The following is a 14,149-nucleotide window of genomic DNA, read 5'->3' as shown; positions in this document are numbered from 1 at the left end:
CCTGGGCGGGTATTTCCGCTGATCAGGATGGGTGGTGCACTAGTGCGGTGCGGCGTTTTCGGTGGTAGCGCGGCCGGTCGACGAGCGTCTGCACAGCAGGCGGCTAGGGTGGTGCGCGCCGAGGTGCACTAGTGCGGAGGGGAAGGCGGAGGGTGATGGAGCGGGCGGGTGCGGGGAAGTCGGGGGAGATCGTCGCCGAGTTGCGGGGGCGGATCGAGTCCGGGGAGCTCGGGGCGGGGGAGCGGGTGCCGTCCACCCGGGACATCACGCGGCAGTGGGGGGTGGCGATGGCCACCGCGACCAAGGTGCTCGCGGAGCTGCGGCGGGAGGGGTTGGTGCGGGCCGTGCCCGGAGTGGGGACGGTGGTGGCCGAGCGGGAGCGGCCGGCCGGGGGCGGGCAGCCGGGGGAGGGCGGGGAGCGGAGCGGTACGCGGCGGCGGGCCGGGGTGGAGCAGGCGCTGACGCTGGAGCGGATCGTGGTGACGGCCGTCGCGGTGGCGGACGGGGAGGGGCTCGCGGCGGTGTCGATGCGGCGGGTCGCGGCCGAACTCGGCGTGGCCACCATGTCGTTGTACCGGCACGTGACCGACAAGGACGACCTGCTGCTGCGGATGATGGACCAGGTCTTCGCGCAGTGGCCGCTGCCGGCCGAGCCGGCCGGGGGCTGGCGGGACCGGGTCGGGCTGGCGGCCCGGCTCATCTGGCGGATGTTCCGCGCGCACCCCTGGCTGGCCTCTGCGCTCTCGGTGACCCGGCCGCAACCGTTGACCAACGCGATCCCGATCGGTGAGTGGGTGCTGGCCGCGCTGGCGGCCGAGGGGCTGGACCTGGAGACGGCGCTGACCACCTATCTGGTGATCCTCAACTTCGTCCGGGGCACCGCGATCAACCTGGAGTCGGAGGCCGAGTCGGAGGCGCGGACCGGGCTGGACCAGGACCAGTGGATGGACAGTCAAGAGCCGGACGTGCTGGCGCTGCTGGCGACCGGGGCCTACCCCACCTTCGCTCGGGTGGCCGAGGTGGGGTACGACTTCGACCTGGACTCGCTGTTCGAGTTCGGCCTGGAGCGGATGCTGGACGGGGTCGCGCCGATGATCGAGGCGCGGGCCCGGGGCTGAACGAGCCGCGGGATCCCGGCCGGGTGCTCGGTCAGGAGGCCAGGTCGCGTCGGGTGCGCAAGGGGGAGAAGAAGATCGGCACCCAGACCGTGGCCAGCCCTGCCGCGCCGACCCACAGGGCCGTCCGGACGGAGGCGAGTTCGCCCAGCAGGCCGGCCAGGGCGGCGCCGATCGCGAGGGAGCCGGTCAGCAGGACCCGCATGGTGGCGTTCATCCGGCCGAGGAGACGGTCCGGTGTCACGCTCTGCCGGAAGCTGACCCTGAGCACGTTGTCGACGCCGACCTTGCAGGTGGTGATCAGCCAGGCAGCCGCGGCGAGCCAGAGGGCCGGCCCGCGGTCGACCAGCGCCAGGAGGACGCCGAACGGCGCGACGGCCAGGCTCATCAGCCACAGCACCCGCCCGGCACCGAACCGGTGGGCCAGCCACCGGGCCGACTGCGAGCCGATGAACACGCCGAGCCCACCGACGGCGAAGTACAGGCCGATGACGCCGTCGGAGAGGCCGAGTTCACGGGCGAACAGCACGGGCAGCATGGTCTGGCACAGCTGGATGGAGAGGTTCGTCAGTGCTCCGGCGAGCGCGGTCGCGCGCAGGGTCGGGTGGCCGAGCACGAAGCGCAGGCCCTCGCGGATCTCGCCGCCCAGGCGTGCTCCGCGCCGGTGCCGCGGGCGCGGCTCCGGCCGGCGGATGCGCAGCAGGAGGATCGCCGACCACAGGTAGCCGACGGCGTCGACCACGACCGCCGTCGGCGCGGACAGCAGGGCCACCAGGAGGCCGCCCGCGCCGCGCCCGCCGATCTGGGCGAGGGCGTCCACCGTCACCGGGTGGGCGTTGGCCCGGGTGAGCCGGTCACGGCCGACCAGGTCGGGCAGGTGGCTCAGGGTGGCCAGGTCGAAGAAGACCGTGGCCGCGCCCGTCAGCAGCACCACCAGGTAGAGCTGTTGGATCGTCAGGCAGTCGAGCGCCCAGGCGGCCGGCACCGACCCGAGGAGCGCGGCCCTGACCAGGTCGGCGGTGATCATCACGGGCCGCTTGCGGATCCGGTCCACCCAGGCTCCGGCCGGCAGGCCGATCAGGAGGAAGGCGAGGGTGTTCAGCATCGCCAGCAGCCCGACCTGTCCGGGGGAGCGGTGCAGGGCCAGGACGGCAGTCAGCGGTATCGCCAGCGAACTCACCGCAGTGCCGAGCTTGCTCACCGCGGCGGCGCCGACGAGCAGGCGGAAGCCCGGGTCGCGCAGGGCCGGAGGATGCGGACCGGGTGTCGGAGCGGCGGGGTGGGGACCGGGTGTCGGAGCGGCGGGGTGGGGACCGGGTGTCGGAGCGGCGGGGTGGGGACCGGGTGTCGGAGCGGCCCGCCCGGCTGGTGGGTGAGATCGGTACTGGTCATGGCGCGAGGTTCCCGCCGGACCGGTCGGCGAGCGAGGAATTCAGGCTGTGCTGAATCCAGTCCCGTTGGCCGCGGGGTCTTCCTCCACCGAAGGGCTGCACCGTGCTGGACCTGGCGTTCTCCGTCCGTGACCTGGCCCGCACCCGGTTCGCCCTGTCGCCGCTGTGGGAGGTGGTCGCCAGCGTCAGGGTCCTGAAGAGCCCGGCCGAGCACCCGATGTACCGCCCGTGGACCGCCGAGGTCGGGCACCGGCTGACCGCCTCGAAGCTGGACTGGGGCCTGCTCGCGGATCTGGTCCCGGACCCGCCCCGGTCGATACCGGTGTTCGTCGCACCGCCGCCGACGACCTCGGTCGCCGATCTGGAGCTGGAGCTGGCCGTCCTGCGCGCCACGCCGCCCGAGCAGGTCCTGGCCGGCCTCGGCGGGCCACGCGCGCCGGGTTCCGAGCGGATCGACCGGCTGCGCAGCGACCCGCGCCGGGGTCTCGCCGAGCTGGCCGAACTCGTCGGGGCCTACTGGGAGATCGCGCTCGCGCCGTACTGGCCCCGGATGCGCTCCCTGCTGGAGGGTGACGTGCTGCACCGGGCCAGGCTGTTCGCCGAACACGGAGCGGATCAGCTGCTGGGCGACCTGGGGTCCACCGTGACCTGGGACGAGGACACCCTCCACGTCGGGCACCACTACGTCCGTGGCAGTCGCCAACTCGGCGGGCGCGGTCTCCTGCTGGTGCCCTCGGTGTTCGTCTGGCCCAGGGTCTTCTCGGTGGTCGGCCCGGGCTGGCAGCCCACCCTGCGCTATCCGCCGCGCGGGGTGGCCGCACTCTGGGAACGGCACTCCGCCCTCCCGCAGGCCCTGGCGGCGATCATCGGCCGCTCCAGGGCCCGCCTGCCGGCCGAACTCGACACCCCCGCCTCGACCGTCGACCTGGCCCGCCGCACCGGGATCACCGCCGGTGGCGTCTCCCAGCACCTGACCGCCCTGCGCGCCGCCGGCCTGGTCGACGCCCACCGCAGCGGCCGGTATGTGCTCTACGTCCGCACCGAGGCGGCGGAAGTCCTGCTGGCGGCCGCAGACGGAGGGGCGCTCAGAGGTCGGTGAGTGCGCCGAGGGTGCGGAGGGGCGCTCAGAGGTCGGTGAGCGGGCCCAGGCCGAGGGTGCGGAGGGTGTGGTCGGCCATCGCCAGGTGGCCCGCGGCGTTGGGGTGGGCCGGGTCGTCCAGCCAGGGGATCGGGTCGGCGGTGCCGAACTTGGCCAGCCAGTGCGCCTCGTGGTCGACCAGCAGGGCGCCGGTCTCGGCGGCGATCTCGCGGACGGCTTCGCAGTAGGCGGGCAGCTCGGACCGGTAGGCGCGGCCGCTCTGGCTGGTCAGCACGGGCGTGTGCAGCACGATGCAGGCGCCCGGGGTGCGGGCGATCAGCTCGCGCATGCCGTCGTGGAAGGCGGGCAGCCCGGCCCGGCCGGCCACGGCGTCGTTGGTGCCGAGGGAGACCGAGAGCACGTCCGGCTCGAACCGGCCGATCAGGTGGTCGTACGCGCCGAGCACGTCGCCGACCCGCCAGGCGGAGACGCCGGAGTTGATCACCAGGTCGGTGAGGCGGTCAAGCTGCCAGCGGATGCGCTCGTGCACGTGCTCCACCCAGCCGCGCGCACCGTGGGTGTGCAGCACGGCCTGGGTGATGCTGTCGCCGGTCATCACCCAGGTCATCGGTGTGGCGGAGAGCTCGATCATGTGGGTCTTCCCCCTGTTGGTGCGGATGGTTCGGGGGGTGATCGTAGCGGTCGGCCGGGGCGTCAGGCCTGGTGGAGGCGGGTGAGGAGGCCGAGCAGCTGCTCCTGCTCGGGGCCGGTCAGGGGCGCGAGCAGCTCGGTGTTGGCCCGCTCGGCGAGGGCGGTGCAGCGGGTCAGGGTGCGGTGGCCGGCCGGGGTGACGGTGACCGCGTTCTTGCGGCGGTCGTTCGGGTCCGGGGCGCGGAGGAGCAGGCCGGCGCCTTCGAGGTGGTTGAGCAGCAGCACCACGTCCTTGGGGTCGAAGCCGAGCCGGCGGACCAGATCGGCCTGGGCGAGCGGCCCGTACTCGGCGGTGGCCGCGAGCACCGCGTGGTGCGGCAGCTTAAGCCCCTCGGCGGCCAGTGCCTCGGCCACCAACTCCCGGCCGCGGGAGGCGACTCGGCCGATCAGCCAGCTGGGGAGGGACTGGACGGCCGTCAGCGGCCCGGCGGTCCGGGCACTCGCGCCGGGCGGGCGGCTGGTCGCCTTCAGCTCGGGCGGCGGGACGGTCGACGCCTACGAGCTGCTGGTCAGGAGCGCCTCGGTGACGGGCTTTCAGATGGCTGCCATCGCCCGGGGCAAGCCGGAGCTGTACGCCCGGTGGCGGGAGGAGCTGTGGGCGGACTACCGGGCTGGGGCGCTGCGCACCTGCGTGCACGCCGAGCTGCCGCTGGGCGAGGCCGCGCAGGCGCACGAGCTGATCGAGGCGCGGCGCAACCTCGGCAAGGTGGTGCTGCTGCCGGGGAAATGAGCCGGGGGAGGGGCCGGCCCGGCCGGTAGCATGCGCGCATGGTCGAGAACACTCTGATTGACGTCCTGCTGGTCGACGCCGCCGACGGTCGGCCCTTCGGCCGGTCGGAGCAGCCGGCCGAGCAGCTGCCGGAGCGCTTCGAGGCCGGGATGGTGCTCGACCTCGGTGAGAGCGCGTGGGCCGTGGTCACGGCCGAGCCGGCCGACCGGGCCGGGTACCTGGCGGCCGGGCAGCTGGTGCTGACGCTCGCCGCGCAGCAGACGGTGGACCCGAACGAGGTCGGCTTCACGCTGCCGACCATCCTCGCCGAACTCCCGCCGCTCACCCCGGCGGACGAGACCGCCCAAGACCTGGTGCTGCACGAGGACGACTGGCGCCAGGCCGAGTTGGTGGAGCGGGCTTGCTGGCCCGAGGTGGCCGCCGAGCTGGCGAAGATCCGGCAGGTGTACGAGCAGCACTCGCGGGTGGTCGGTGAAGGCGAGGGCGCGGTGCGGGTGTTCGAGGAGATCCACCTGCGGCAGGGCCCCGCTGCGCCGCTCACCGGCGGGCTGACCCGGCAGCGGCTCTTCGAACTGCTGTCGGTGGAGCGGGAGTACGCGGGTGTGGCGCTGCGCAACGGCCAGGGGCGGGTGGCCGAGTCCTTCGCGGCCCAGGCCGGGCCGGTGACCTTCTACGGCACCAGCCGGGAGGGGCGGGTCGCCGTCCTCGGGCTGGCCGCCGTGACCGGGGAGAGCCCGGAACTGGAGGCTTTGGTAAGGGAGTTCGACCTGGTGGTGGTCGACTGGTGCGCGGAGCCGGAGCCTTCGGCGGAGTGAGCCGAGCGGGGCCGGCCCGGGTGGACCGTGTGCCCGGGCCGGCTCCGGCCGGGTTAGCGGGTGCGGGCCAGGAAGAGGTCGCTGAGGTGGCACATGTCGATGCCGCCGCCCTCGCGGTCGAGCACTCGGGCGGTGTCGGCCAGGGCGCCCGCGCGGTTCTCTTCGGAGAGGATCCGGTAGGCCGAGATCGAGGAGAGGAAGGCGAGGTAGCGCTCGGTGCCGTAGCGGACCTCCTGCCAGTGGCGGGAGGCGCGGAAGTCGGTGAAGCGGCCGTCCGCCGCGCACTCCTCGGCCGGCCAGCCCTCGGCGCCGCCCCGGCTGCCCGGCACCTCGCCGTAGGTGGAGCCGAGTTGGGCGTGGGGTGAGCCGTCGACGCCGTAGCGGCGGTCGATCTCGGCGAGTTCGGCGTGCAGGGCGGGGTCGATGATGCCCTGCGGGTTCCAGAACAGGGCGATGGCGCCGCCCGGTTCGAGGGCCGCGTGCGCGAGCTCGAAGCGCCGGCCCGGGGTCAGCCAGTGCCAGGAGGTGGCCGCGAAGAGCAGGCCGAAGCGGCGCTCGCCCGGCTGCCACTCATTGAAGTCGGCCACCTCCACCTGGACGCCGGGGTACGGCGCGGTGTTGCGGCGCAGCACCGCGGCCATCCGGTCGTCGGGCTCGACGCAGAGCACCGGGACCCCGCGCTCGGCGAACGGGACGGTGGCCTTGCCGGTGCCCGCCCCGACCTCGAGGGCCGGGCGGCCCGCCAGCCGGGCGTAGGCGAGCACCTCGTCCACCAACTCGGTGGCGTAGCCCGGGCGGGCGGCGTCGTACTGCTCCGCTGCCTCGCCGAACACCCTGCTGCGTTCGCCGTCGGAGGGTCGGTCGGTGGTGGTCGTCATGCGGGCTCCTTGTTTCTCGTGCGTCCGGGGTGGCCGGGTCGTGCTTCTTCGGCTCAGGGGTGTGGCCGGTCCGGTGGGAGCGGGGTGAGCTTCGGCCAGCGGTGGAGCAGTTCGGCGTGCAGCGCGGTGGCGAGCAGGCCGAAGGTCGGCAGGGCCGGGCCCGCCAGGTGGCCGACCACCCGGAGGCGGTGCAGCAGCCGTTGGCGGGCGGAGGCGTTGCCCCAGGTCCAGTCCTCGGTGGGGATGCGGGCCAACTGGTCGGTGGTGCCGCGCAGATCGCCCCGGACCAGGGCGTCGCCGCGGAGCAGCCAGGCGGCGCAGGCGTCGGTGAGGTCGCCGGTGAGGTCGGTGCCGGTGGCCTCGCGCCAGGAGGAGCGGTAGGCCGCTTCGGCGGCGTCGAGCAGGCCGGGGGCCGGGGCCATGGCGAACCCGCAGGTCGGGAACCCGATCCGGAGGTAGGCGAGTTCGACGATGCCGCTGCCGCGTGCGGCCTGCTCGAAGTCGATGAACCGCACGCCCGCAGGGGTGTGCAGGTCGTTGCCCGGGCACGGGTCGCCGTGCAGCAGGTCGGTGCCGGTGGCCGTGGTCTCGCCCAACCGGTCGAGCAGGGCGTCGAGTTCGGAGCGGACGGTGGCGGGTGCGGCGATGCCGAGGGCTTCGGCCAGCCGGAGGAAGGCGTCCACGTCCCGCTCGGTCGGGCCGGACCAGCGCGGCAACTCCTCGGTGGCCCGCACCGAGTGGAGCCGGGCCAGGGCGGCGGCGTAGTCGACCTGCCAGCCCTCGGGCAGCCGGCGGTGGTCGTGGTGCGGCAGGTGTTCGAGCACCAGGACGCGGCGGTCCTCGTCGGCGCCGAGCAGCCGGGGCACCAGCGGTGGGTCGAGGGGCGCGGCGAGCCGGAGGGCCGTGACCTCGCGCCGGTACCGGTCGGCCGCTGCCGGGCCGTCCAGCAACTGCTTCACCACCACCGGGCCGCCGGCCAGTTCGGCCTGCCAGACCCGGGAGCGTTGGCTGCTGAACAGGCGGCGGGCCCGCCGTGGCGCACCGAGCTCCGCGTGCAGTCGGTCGCCGAGGGGTGGCTGGTCGCCGAAGATGCGGTCACGCCATTCGAGGTGCTTGCTCACCCGGCCGGTCGCTCCTGTTCGTCGGGGTCAGGGCGGCGACAGCCTAGGTGGGAGCGGGAGTGGCGGGCGAGCGAATTATCGGAGGTTGGGCGGGTGGGGCGGGAAGCGGAGGCCGGGTCGCTTCTTCTGGCCGGGGTGGTGCGGAGACCGGCGGATCGGGTTGAAACTCCTTGTGGCCGTGGTCAGTCGGCATGCGGCCGGAACGGGGACGAACGGGGAGTGGGGATCATGGTGGGTATCGTCGAGCGGCTCGGGGCGAGCGTGGCGGTGGTGGGTCTGGTGGCGGCCGGGGTGATCGGGGTCGGGGCCGGAGCCGCGCAGGCGGCCACCGACTGCGGGTCGTACCGGCTGCCGGACGGATCGTCGGTGCAGGTCTGCCTGACCGCCAACGGATCGTCGGCGACGGTGAACTGGACGGTGAACGCGCGGGCGACGCTGAGGACGTACCTCCAGCTGCGGAGCAACTGCGGGGAGCAGGACCTGAGCACGGTGAATCCGGTCGGCCTGTGGAGCGGCGCGGCTCCGATGGCCTGCGCCACGGGCGGGTTCTCCGTGACGGCCTCCTCGGTGGAGGGCACCGGCCAGACCGGCGGCCCGATCACGGTGCACTGACGGCAGACCGGCTCGGCCCCTGACCGGTGGGGCCGAGCCTCGGCCCGCCGTCAGTGGGTGGGGGCGGTGCGGGTGTGGATGGGGCCGCCGGGGGTGTACCAGCCGGACTTCTTGCGGACGGCGGGGCTGGGGTCGGTGGTGTGGGAGGTGAGGAGAGCGGGGAGGGCGCGGGGGTCGGTGTGGACGAACTTGCCGACGAGTTCGGCGGCCATCGCGCGGACCAGGGGCTCGGGGTCCTCGGCGAGGTGGTGCAGGGCGGCGGGGAGGACGCGGTCGGCGCCCGGGGCGCAGGCGTCGTCCTTGCAGCGGTCGCAGGCGAGGGCGTGGAAGGCGGCCACCCGGACCCGGGCGTCGGGGTCCTCCGTCATGCCGAGAAGCAGGTCCATCGACTCGGTGTCGACCAGGTGGTCGAGCAGCCGGCAGCAGCCCTCGCGGACGGCCGGGAGCTCGTGGGCGAGCCCCGCCCGGATCGCGGTGAGCGCGAGCCGGCCGCGCTTGAGCAGTTCACGGTAGGCCGGGACCGTCCGCTGGGGGTCGCCCAGAGCGTCGACGAGGGCCTCGTGGTCGGTCCTGATGAATCCGAGCATGGGCCAAGTCTCATGCCCTGCCGAGCCGGTGGGCAATGGGATATCCCGTCAAGGGGCGTGTGGTGTCAGGTGTCGCGCCGGGCGGGCCGGGAAGCGCCGGGAGACCGCTGTCAGGAGGCCGGGGCGGTGAGCGCCGGAGTGCCGAGCAGCACCGCCGTGGCCAGCCCGGCCGCGAGGAGGGCGGTGATCAGGAAGCCGGCCAGCACTCGCTTGACGGAGAGCGGCGCGCGCTCGGGCGGGGTGACGTTGCTCTGGTAGCGCTCCGCCTCGGCGACGAACGCGAACGGGACGGACTCTGCCCCGGGGGCCATCGGACTGCTCCTTCTCTCGGTACCTGTTCAGCGGGCACAACGTGCCGACCCGTTCGATCGTGCCCGATCGGAACGGGATCAATCGGAGAAGTCCGGAGATTTTCCTGACCCGGGGTCAGCGCCGGGCGGTCCGCTTCGCCGCGCCGCCCCCCGGTACGGCAGGATGGCCGCGACAACATCACGAGCTACCGCCAGGAGCGTTCCATGGGCCAGCCCGACCGGTCGGTCAACCGCTACCGCATCGGGGAGGCGGCGGCCATGCTCGGCGTGAGCGCCGACACCATGCGGCGCTGGGTGGACGCCGGGCGGCTGCCCGCCGAGCGGGACGAGCACGGGCACCGGATCATCGCCGGGGCGGAGCTCGCCGCCTTCGCCCGCGAGCTGGCCCGCCCGGAGAACGCCGAGGCCGAGGGCCGGCCCTCCTCGGCGCGCAACCGCTTCCCCGGGATCGTCACCCAGGTGGTGCTCGGCGACGTGGCCGCGCAGGTGGAGATCCAGGCCGGGCCGTTCCGGGTGGTCTCGCTGATCAGCCGGGATTCGGCCGAGGAGCTCAAGCTGGTGCCGGGCGCCCCGGCCACGGCCGTGATCAAGTCGACCAATGTCGTGATCGAGCGCAGCTGACGGAGATGACCGTGACCACCGCCGTGCCGCCCCGCCCGATCCTGGCCGTCGCCCACCGCGGCGACCCCTTCCACTACCGCGAGAACACCCTGGCCTCGGTCGAGTCGGCGCTGGCCGCCGGTGCCGACGCCGTCGAGGTGGACGTGCAGCTGACCCGGGACGGGGTGCCGGTGCTGCTGCACGACCTCACCCTGGAGCGGCTCTGGGCCGACCCGCGCCCGGTCGGCTCGGTCACCGCCGAGCAGCTGAGCGCGCTCGGCAGCCCCGGCGTCCGGGTGCCCACCCTGGCCGAGGCGCTCAAGGCGGTGGCCGAGACCCCGGCCGCCCGGCTGCTGATCGACCTCGACACGCCCGGCCCGGTGGCCGCCACCTGGCGGGCCGTGACCGACCTCGGTGCGCAGGCCCGGGTGGCCTTCTGCGGCTCGATCGCGGCGCTGCTGGCCGTCCGCGAGCTCTCGGCGGAGGCGGAGCTCGCGCTCACCTGGAAGCAGCCCCGACTGCCCGGCCCGGCGTTGCTGGCCGATCTGCGCCCCCGGTACGTGAACCCGCCGTTCGGCCTGCTGGACCCGGCCTTCACCGCCGGCGCGCACGAGCTGGGCCTGGCCGTGAGCTGCTGGACGGTGGACCGCCGCCGCACCATGCGCAAGGTGGCCGACCTGGGCGTGGACTCGATCACCAGCAACCGGATCGGCCTGCTGCGGCGCACGCTGGACGCGCGCGGGTGAGCGGAGTCGCGGTGCGGCGGGAGTGCGCGCGGGTGGTGGTGAGCGGCGGCGCGGTGCGGCGGAGGCACGGGCGCGCGGTGCTGAGCGCCGTGCCGGCCGAGGGCTGCCGATGACGGCCGCCGCGCCCCCGGTGCTGACCCGGCGCGAGCTCGGTCGGGCACTGCTGGCCCGTCAGCAGCTGCTGGAGCGGGGCAGCGGCAGCGCGGCGGAGATGATCACCCACCTGGTCGGGCTCCAGGCGCAGGCCGCGCCCGAGCCGCCGTACCTGGGGCTCTGGTCGCGGCTCGCCGACTTCCGGCCCGAGGAGCTGACCGGGCTGATCGAGCAGCGCCGGGTGGTCCGGGTGGGCCTCCAACGCGGCACCATCCACCTGGTCACCGCCGAGGACTGCCTGCGGCTGCGCCCGCTGGTGCAGCCCGTGCTGGACCGGGCGCTGCGCTCCGCGTACGGGAAGTGGCTGACCGGTCTGGAGCTCGGTGAGGTGGTGGAGCGCGGGCGGGAGCTGGTGGAGGCCGAGCCGCTGACCTTCCAGCGGCTCGGCGAGCTGCTGGAGGCCGGGTACCCCGGGCGGGACCAGGCCGCGCTGGCGCAGGCCGTGCGGGCCGGGCTGGCGCTGGTGCAGGTGCCGCCGCGCGGGATCTGGGGCCGGAGCGGGCCGGCCGCGCACACCACCGCGGAGCGGTGGCTGGGGCGGGAGCTCGAGGCGGCCCCGGCCGCGGAGCTGGTGCGGCGTTACCTGGCGGCCTTCGGGCCGGCCACGGTGGCGGACCTGCAGAAGTGGTGCGGGCTGACCGGGCTCGGGCGGGTGGTGGCCGGGCTCGCGGGCGAGCTGGTGGAGTACCGGAACGAGCAGGGCAAGGTGCTGTACGACCTGCCCGGGGCGCCGCGCCCGGGGGCCGAGGCGCCCGCGCCGGCCCGGCTGCTCGCGCCCTTCGACAACCTGCTGCTCTCGCACGCCGACCGCTCCCGGGTGCTGCCCGAGGAGCACCGGAGGCGGGTGATGACGCCGAACGGGCTGGTGCGGGGCACGCTGCTGCTCGACGGCGTGGTGGACGGGGTCTGGCGGTACGAGGCGGGCGTGCTGACCGTGGAGCCGTTCGGCCGGCCGACGGCGGCGCAGCGGCGGGAGATGACCGGGGAGGGGGAGCGGCTGCTGGCCTTCCACGGCGGCGAGCGGCTGACGATCACCGGGGACTAATCAGACATTTCATCAGATATTGTGGTGATAATGGTCCGTCAGCTCAGCGTGAGGCTCGGTGGGAGGCGGCATGGCGGTGGACCCCACCAACGGTGCGGCGGCGCCGGAGGACCGGCGGGCGCCGTACCGGATGCTGCCACCGGTGGTGCGGGCCACGGCCGCCTGGTCGGTGGCCGTGATCCTGTTCATCACGGTGGCCTCGCTGGTGGTCTTCGCCTTCGTCGAGCTGCGGGCCGCCACCATCCCGCTGGCGCTCGCCGTGCTCGGCACCGCGCTGCTCTACCCCGTGATGCCCTGGCTGGTGAAGCGCGGCCTCGGCCGGGGCGCGGCGGCCGGGCTGACCTGCGTGGTGCTGGTGGCCGTGGTCTGCGGGGTGCTCACCGTACTGACCAACTCGCTGGTGCACAGCGCCCCGCAGATCGCCTCCTCGCTCAAACAGGCCGGGGCCCAGCTGGCCCAGTGGCTGGGCCCGATCGGCGAGAAGCTGCAGCACGCGATCTCCGACACCACCAGCGGCGCCGGGGGCACCGCCTCCAGCTCGTTGATCGGCCAGCTGGCCAGCGGGGTGCTCTCCGGCCTCGGCTTCCTCACCGAGCTGCTCACCGGCGGGGTGCTCGCGCTCGCCCTGGTCTTCTTCTTCCTCCGGGACGGCCACCGCAGCGGTGACCTGGTGCGCTCGGTGCTGCCGCCCGGCCAGGCCGAGACGGTGGTCGCCTGCGGACGGCAGGCCTTCAACGCCACGGCCGGCTTCATGCGCGGCACCACGCTGATCGCGCTCATCGACGCCACCTTCATCACCATCGGCCTGGTCATCCTCGGCGTGCCCGGCGCCGCCGGGCTGGGCGCGCTGGTCTTCCTCGGCGCCTTCATCCCGTTCATCGGCGCCTTCCTCTCCGGCACCGTCGCCGTGCTGGTCGCCCTCGCCGACGGCGGGCTCGGCACCGCGCTCTGGACGCTCGGCGTGGTGCTCGCCGTGCAGGCCGTGGAGGGCAACATCCTGCAGCCCGTGATCCAGAGCCGCACCGTGGAGCTGCACCCCGCCACCATCATGTTCGCCGTGGTCGCCGGCTCCGGGATCGCCGGCATCCTCGGCGCCCTGCTCGCCGTGCCGGTCTGCGCCGCCGGGCTCGGCATCGTCTCGGTGCTGCGCGGCCGCGGCCTGCGCGACCCGCGCCCGGAGCCGAGCACCGGTGGCGCCGGCAGCTGAACCGGGCGGTATTGTCACCAACGGTAAGCAGTGATCGGCGGCAGAAGGGGCACGGAGGCGGTCGTGACAGAGGTGGAGTTCCGGACGGACATTCTGGGAGCACCGTACGAATCCGCCGAGCTCGCGCTCGCCGCCGACGAGGAGGGCCCGGTCAGCGCCACGCTGGTGCGCCGGCTCACCCCCGGCGCCACCCGCGCGGTGCTCTACGTGCACGGGTACACCGACTACTTCTTCCAGACCCACCTGGCCGACCACTTCGCCGCCGCCGGGTACTCCTTCTACGCGCTGGACCTGCGCAAGTACGGCCGCTCGCTGCGACCGCACCAATCGCCCAACTACGTGCGCGACCTCGGCAGTTACGACGAGGAGCTGGACGCGGCGGTGCGGATCGTGCGGGAGCAGGACGGGCACACCGAGCTGCTGGTCAACGGGCACTCCACCGGCGGCCTGGTCACCGCGCTCTGGGCCGACCGGCGGGCCGGGCGCGGCTGGGTGGACGGGCTGTTCCTGAACAGCCCCTTCCTCGCGCTGCCCGCCGCGGCGGCCGTGCGGACGGTCGGCGGCCCGGCGCTGGACGTGCTCGGCAGGCTGCTGCCCACCACCAAGCTGCCCGCTCCGCTCAGCCCGCACTACGTGCACAGCCTGCACCGCGACCACAGGGGCAGCTGGGACTTCGACCTCGCGCTCAAGCCCGCCGAGGGCTTCCCGCTGTACGCCGGCTGGCTGGCCGCGATCAACGAGGGCCAGCGCCGGGTGCGGGCCGGCCTGGCCGTGGACTGCCCGGTGCTGCTGATGGCCTCCACCGCCTCCACCGTCACCAGCAAGTGGGACGACGCGCTGCACCGCACCGACGGCGTGCTGCGCGCCGACGACATCGCCGACCTCGCGCCCCGGCTCGGCCGGCACGTGACCACCGTGCGGATCGAGGGCGGGGTGCACGACCTGGTGCTCTCCGGCGAGAGCGCCCGGGCCCAGGTCTTCGCCGAGCTGGACCGCTGGCTGGCCGCCTACCTGCCGGTCGCCGCGTGAGCGCCGGCCTCCCGGCGGGC

16 protein-coding genes and 1 pseudogene are annotated in these 14,149 nt (G+C 74.4%); 10 read left to right on the top strand and 7 right to left on the bottom strand.

Features of this window, described 5'->3' with window-relative positions:
- Positions 1-155: 155 nt before the first annotated feature.
- A complete protein-coding gene (locus CFP65_RS01140) occupies positions 156-1,118 on the top strand; it encodes a TetR/AcrR family transcriptional regulator C-terminal domain-containing protein (protein ID WP_104814327.1) in 963 nt (320 codons plus the stop codon).
- A 31-nt stretch (positions 1,119-1,149) separates the two neighbouring features.
- On the opposite strand, the gene CFP65_RS01135 is transcribed toward CFP65_RS01140, so the two are convergent.
- Positions 1,150-2,316 carry an MFS transporter gene (locus tag CFP65_RS01135; RefSeq protein WP_254552155.1) on the bottom strand — a complete coding sequence of 389 codons (1,167 nt, stop codon included), beginning with the start codon at positions 2,314-2,316 and terminating at the stop codon, positions 1,150-1,152.
- 293 nt (positions 2,317-2,609) lie between these two features.
- On the opposite strand from CFP65_RS01135, the gene CFP65_RS01125 reads away from it, so the two are divergent.
- Positions 2,610-3,605: a DUF5937 family protein gene (locus tag CFP65_RS01125; RefSeq protein ID WP_104814324.1), complete on the top strand. Its 996-nt coding sequence runs from the start codon at positions 2,610-2,612 to the stop codon at positions 3,603-3,605.
- 25 nt (positions 3,606-3,630) lie between these two features.
- On the opposite strand, the gene CFP65_RS01120 is transcribed toward CFP65_RS01125, so the two are convergent.
- Both CFP65_RS01120 and CFP65_RS01115 read right to left on the bottom strand, forming a co-directional pair.
- Positions 3,631-4,236 carry a GDSL-type esterase/lipase family protein gene (locus CFP65_RS01120; protein ID WP_104814323.1) on the bottom strand — a complete coding sequence of 202 codons (606 nt, stop codon included), beginning with the start codon at positions 4,234-4,236 and terminating at the stop codon, positions 3,631-3,633.
- 62 nt (positions 4,237-4,298) lie between these two features.
- Positions 4,299-4,715, bottom strand: a complete 417-nt coding sequence (locus CFP65_RS01115) for a MarR family winged helix-turn-helix transcriptional regulator (RefSeq protein WP_371682511.1) — start codon at positions 4,713-4,715, stop codon at positions 4,299-4,301.
- A gap of 4 nt (positions 4,716-4,719) precedes the next feature.
- On the opposite strand from CFP65_RS01115, the pseudogene CFP65_RS01110 reads away from it, so the two are divergent.
- Together CFP65_RS01110 and CFP65_RS01105 are read left to right on the top strand one after the other, a co-directional pair.
- Positions 4,720-5,025 (top strand): annotated as a pseudogene (locus CFP65_RS01110) (zinc-binding dehydrogenase); the annotation flags it as partial.
- 38 nt (positions 5,026-5,063) lie between these two features.
- On the top strand, positions 5,064-5,840 hold the full coding sequence (locus tag CFP65_RS01105) for a hypothetical protein (RefSeq protein ID WP_104814321.1): 777 nt from the start codon (positions 5,064-5,066) through the stop codon (positions 5,838-5,840).
- Positions 5,841-5,893: 53 nt separating this feature from the next.
- Here the strand turns inward: CFP65_RS01105 and CFP65_RS01100 are convergent, their stop codons facing one another.
- Together CFP65_RS01100 and CFP65_RS01095 are read right to left on the bottom strand one after the other, a co-directional pair.
- Positions 5,894-6,718, bottom strand: a complete 825-nt coding sequence (locus tag CFP65_RS01100) for a trans-aconitate 2-methyltransferase (RefSeq protein WP_104814320.1) — start codon at positions 6,716-6,718, stop codon at positions 5,894-5,896.
- Between the two features lie 53 nt (positions 6,719-6,771).
- A complete protein-coding gene (locus CFP65_RS01095; RefSeq protein ID WP_254552154.1) occupies positions 6,772-7,839 on the bottom strand; it encodes an aminoglycoside phosphotransferase family protein in 1,068 nt (355 codons plus the stop codon).
- 228 nt (positions 7,840-8,067) lie between these two features.
- Here CFP65_RS01095 and CFP65_RS01090 point away from each other — a divergent pair, with 228 nt between their 5' ends.
- Positions 8,068-8,451 carry a hypothetical protein gene (locus tag CFP65_RS01090; RefSeq protein WP_104814319.1) on the top strand — a complete coding sequence of 128 codons (384 nt, stop codon included), beginning with the start codon at positions 8,068-8,070 and terminating at the stop codon, positions 8,449-8,451.
- A gap of 50 nt (positions 8,452-8,501) precedes the next feature.
- Here CFP65_RS01090 and CFP65_RS41745 read toward each other — a convergent pair whose 3' ends face one another.
- Positions 8,502-9,038, bottom strand: coding sequence for a HEAT repeat domain-containing protein (locus tag CFP65_RS41745; RefSeq protein ID WP_104814318.1), 537 nt, complete (start codon positions 9,036-9,038; stop codon positions 8,502-8,504).
- A 110-nt stretch (positions 9,039-9,148) separates the two neighbouring features.
- Positions 9,149-9,349 carry a hypothetical protein gene (locus tag CFP65_RS01080; RefSeq protein ID WP_104814317.1) on the bottom strand — a complete coding sequence of 67 codons (201 nt, stop codon included), beginning with the start codon at positions 9,347-9,349 and terminating at the stop codon, positions 9,149-9,151.
- Positions 9,350-9,553: 204 nt separating this feature from the next.
- Here CFP65_RS01080 and CFP65_RS01075 point away from each other — a divergent pair, with 204 nt between their 5' ends.
- The 5 genes from CFP65_RS01075 to CFP65_RS01055 all read left to right on the top strand — a co-directional run bounded on the left by CFP65_RS01075 (position 9,554) and on the right by CFP65_RS01055 (position 14,129).
- Entirely contained in the window at positions 9,554-9,970 is a 417-nt protein-coding gene (locus tag CFP65_RS01075) for a molybdopterin-binding protein (RefSeq protein ID WP_174805489.1), read from the top strand.
- Positions 9,971-9,975: 5 nt separating this feature from the next.
- Positions 9,976-10,695, top strand: coding sequence for a glycerophosphodiester phosphodiesterase (locus tag CFP65_RS01070; RefSeq protein ID WP_104814316.1), 720 nt, complete (start codon positions 9,976-9,978; stop codon positions 10,693-10,695).
- Positions 10,696-10,804: 109 nt separating this feature from the next.
- Entirely contained in the window at positions 10,805-11,893 is a 1,089-nt protein-coding gene (locus tag CFP65_RS01065; RefSeq protein WP_104814315.1) for a winged helix DNA-binding domain-containing protein, read from the top strand.
- A gap of 70 nt (positions 11,894-11,963) precedes the next feature.
- Complete coding sequence (locus CFP65_RS01060; protein ID WP_254552153.1) at positions 11,964-13,100, top strand: AI-2E family transporter; 1,137 nt, start codon at positions 11,964-11,966, stop codon at positions 13,098-13,100.
- 63 nt (positions 13,101-13,163) lie between these two features.
- A complete protein-coding gene (locus CFP65_RS01055) occupies positions 13,164-14,129 on the top strand; it encodes an alpha/beta hydrolase (RefSeq protein WP_254552152.1) in 966 nt (321 codons plus the stop codon).
- Positions 14,130-14,149: the final 20 nt, after the last annotated feature.

Origin of the sequence: Kitasatospora sp. MMS16-BH015, from assembly GCF_002943525.1 — a bacterium.
Lineage (GTDB): Bacteria > Actinomycetota > Actinomycetes > Streptomycetales > Streptomycetaceae > Kitasatospora.
Note: the sequence above shows the minus strand (reverse complement) of the source record. Positions and strands in the feature narration are given on the sequence as shown.